The organism is Microcystis sp. LSC13-02, from assembly GCA_002282935.1.
Taxonomy (GTDB): domain Bacteria; phylum Cyanobacteriota; class Cyanobacteriia; order Cyanobacteriales; family Microcystaceae; genus Microcystis.
Genome location: MTBT01000186.1, coordinates 1 through 3,000 on the forward strand (window position 1 = coordinate 1; position 3,000 = coordinate 3,000).

General features: G+C 42.8%; 4 protein-coding genes. 2 read left to right on the plus strand and 2 right to left on the minus strand.

All coding sequences use genetic code 11. From position 1 onward, the window contains the following. Positions 1-284: 284 nt before the first annotated feature. The gene (locus BGL89_RS11095) at positions 285-533 is read right to left on the minus strand and encodes a Ycf34 family protein (protein ID WP_002745598.1); all 249 of its coding nucleotides are present in this window, start codon (positions 531-533) and stop codon (positions 285-287) included. A 94-nt stretch (positions 534-627) separates the two neighbouring features. Between BGL89_RS11095 and BGL89_RS11100 the strand changes: the two genes are divergently transcribed. Beyond that, positions 628-1,845 carry a tRNA nucleotidyltransferase/poly(A) polymerase-related protein gene (locus BGL89_RS11100; protein ID WP_286825757.1) on the plus strand — a complete coding sequence of 406 codons (1,218 nt, stop codon included), beginning with the start codon at positions 628-630 and terminating at the stop codon, positions 1,843-1,845. A 76-nt stretch (positions 1,846-1,921) separates the two neighbouring features. On the opposite strand, the gene BGL89_RS11105 is transcribed toward BGL89_RS11100, so the two are convergent. Next, positions 1,922-2,740, minus strand: coding sequence for a carbon-nitrogen hydrolase family protein (locus tag BGL89_RS11105; protein ID WP_286825758.1), 819 nt, complete (start codon positions 2,738-2,740; stop codon positions 1,922-1,924). Positions 2,741-2,825: 85 nt separating this feature from the next. Here BGL89_RS11105 and BGL89_RS11110 point away from each other — a divergent pair, with 85 nt between their 5' ends. Beyond that, entirely contained in the window at positions 2,826-2,948 is a 123-nt protein-coding gene (locus BGL89_RS11110) for a hypothetical protein (protein WP_502692616.1), read from the plus strand. Positions 2,949-3,000 lie beyond the last annotated feature (52 nt).

Consider the following 3,000-nt stretch of genomic DNA (forward strand, 5'->3'; position numbering starts at 1 on the left):
GAACAAATTGTAAAACTTTTTGTTGCTTTTCCGGTGTCAGTTCTCGCCATTGTTCAAGTAGTTCTTCTTCTTTACCCATAAATACCTCGCTCTTAAGTTATGAATTGTTTGATTTTAAGCAATGCTCATTATAAAAACCACTCCAGACACAACGGTTAGGAACTTTTTCTATATACATGACCACCATTCCACGGGTACAGCAAGAAAAGTTAACGGGTCTATCTATTGCTGGATAAGGGTTTTTGGCTCTTGTAGTAGATATGTATGGGGGAAGTTCAGGTATTTTAGGTGGGAATTGGTTCACCCGGACGCAAACTAGACCATTTACCAGTTTCCCGTAAAAAGCTGTCACAACCCACCACATCCCACTCCATTTCGATATAATCTTCCTTGGTGCGAATGTTAACGTTAATAGAAGGGTTCTTCGCTTCAAAGTCCGGTGTCTCGGTGAGATGACGTTCCTGATGTTGTGTTTCTACGGCATGATAGGTGAGACAGCGATCAACAAAATAGCAGTTAATACAAATACACATAAGTTTAACTCTATAAGTCTTTTCCGTTAATCTAGCTCAGTCTCTCCCCAAATGGGGCCGGTCAAAATTATATTTTTGTAAACTGCTCTTGTCGATGTCTTGTCAAAAAAACCTAAATAGTTTAGTTAAAGAAGTTTTTGCGATTAATCAGGAAGAATTGCCAGAAAATGCTTATTTAGTCGGTGGTGCTGTGCGAGACGCTTTATTAAACCGTCAGAAAGACTATATTGACCTAGATTTTGTGGTTCCCGAAAAAGCGATCGAAATTGCTCAAACTATTGCCCATCAGTATAAAGCCGGTTTTGTGGTTTTAGATGCCGTTCGTCAAATTGCTCGCGTCGTTTTTCCGCAGGGTACGCTTGATTTCGCACAACAGGAGGGAGAATCTCTAGAAATAGACCTAAAAAGACGGGATTTCACCGTTAATGCTCTCGCTTATAATCTCCAAACCCAAGAAATTTTCGATCCTTTAGGGGGATTAAAAGATTTAGGCTGCCAATCTCTGCGGATGATTTCCCGGGAAAATCTCCAAGATGATCCCCTAAGATTATTAAGGGCCTATCGACAAGCGGCTCAATTAGACTTTGAGATCGAACCCCATACCCGTGTAACTATTCGTTCTCTTGCCCCTTTATTGCGCCTTGTAGCCGCCGAAAGGGTACAATCGGAGCTAAACTACCTTTTGCTCAATTCCCGTGGCAATAAATGGCTAAAAAGTGCCTGGGAAGATGGCTTATTATCTCTCTGGTTGCGTCGGATTACCCCCGCAAAAATGGGACGAGTTATGGGGGTGGAAGCGGCAGCGGGATTTTTAGAATCTTTGTCACCAGAAAAATTTATCTTTTCCCCTTCTCAGTTACAGTTGACAAAATTAGCCCTATTGGTATCGGATATTTTAGCAGAAGCGGAAAAAGAGTTAATCGATCTCAAGTATTCCCGTGGGGAAATTCGCACGGTAATCACGGTAATTAAGTCTTTACCCCCCCTCAAGGAGGCAGATAATTTAAGTCTGCGGGAACAGTATTTTATTTATCTAAATACGGGAAAAGTATTTCCTGTCTTTGCTCTTTTTGCTTTATCGATGGGGATTAACAAAAATATCGTCGCTTCTCTGTTTACTTCCTATCTCGATCCCCATAATATTATCGCCCATCCCCGACCTTTATTAAGGGGCGATGATTTAATCAACCATTTACACCTGAAACCTAGTCCGATTATCGGTAAGTTATTAACCGAGGTACAAATTGCCCAAATTGAAGGCAAAGTTACAGTTTTTCAGGAGGCGATCGATTTTGCTAAAAAGTTATTATAAGTGTTTGGAGAACAGAGAAGTGAGGCTCTGTTCCCTATTGATACCCGTCGCTGGGAACTAATTTTTCGATCGAATTTTAAACAAAAACACGATGCTGCAGGGAAGGCATTTGTCGTCGCACTTGTTGCAGACGTTGGGGATTAATTTCGGCAATTGCCACTCCCGCTTCTTCCCCCGCATCGGCTAAAACCACACCCCAAGGATCGATAATCATAGCGTGACCGTGGGTGTAACGGCGCTCGTAATTATTGCCCGTTTGAGCGGGGGCTATTATATAACAAGTATTCTCGATCGCTCGCGCTTGTAACAAAACTTTCCAATGATCTTTCCCTGTAAAAGCTGTAAACGCCGCGGGGACAAATAAAACATCGGCTCCTTGCCGCGATAAATAGCGATAGAGTTCGGGAAAACGCACATCATAGCAAATCGAGAGGCCAATTTTTCCCAAGCTATCGGAGCCATAAATTGGCGGTAAATCGATCCCTGCCATGACTGTACTCGATTCCTGATAGGTGTTACCATCCGGGACATTTACATCAAAGAGATGGACTTTTTGATAACGGGCTAATTCCGCACCGTTGCCATCGACTAAAATAGCCGTATTATAAGCCTTATCGGGAATACCCGTCACCGGCACGGGAAAACCACCCCCTAAAATGGTCACTTGAAACCGTTGGGCCATGGTGCGGAGGAATTGATTGGCTTTGAGGGCAATAGTCTCGGACTGGGCGATTTTATCGGTTTCTGCCCCCATAAAGGCGAAATTTTCCGGTAAACCGATTAATTCCGCCCCTTTACCCACGGCAAGTTCGATCAATTCTTCAGCGGCAGCGAGATTTTTCTCTAAATCCGGCTGACTGGTCATTTGAATAGCGGCGGCGAGATAGGATTTCATGGGGTTGAAGCTCTAGAATCAGATAATCTCTGTAAAATTAATCATAACCTTCGATTATATCCAATTTCAGATATTTTGTCACCCCATGAGTAAAATTGTTTTCTGTGACTTTGATGGCACTATTACCGCCGTGGAAACCTTTGCGGGTATGCTCAAAGAATTCGCCCCCGATTTATCGAAAATTTGGGTTAAAACCCCGTCCTTTTAGGACGGCTTTAAGCTACAATGGAAAAAGCGATAACCAAGCTAAAAACTGAACC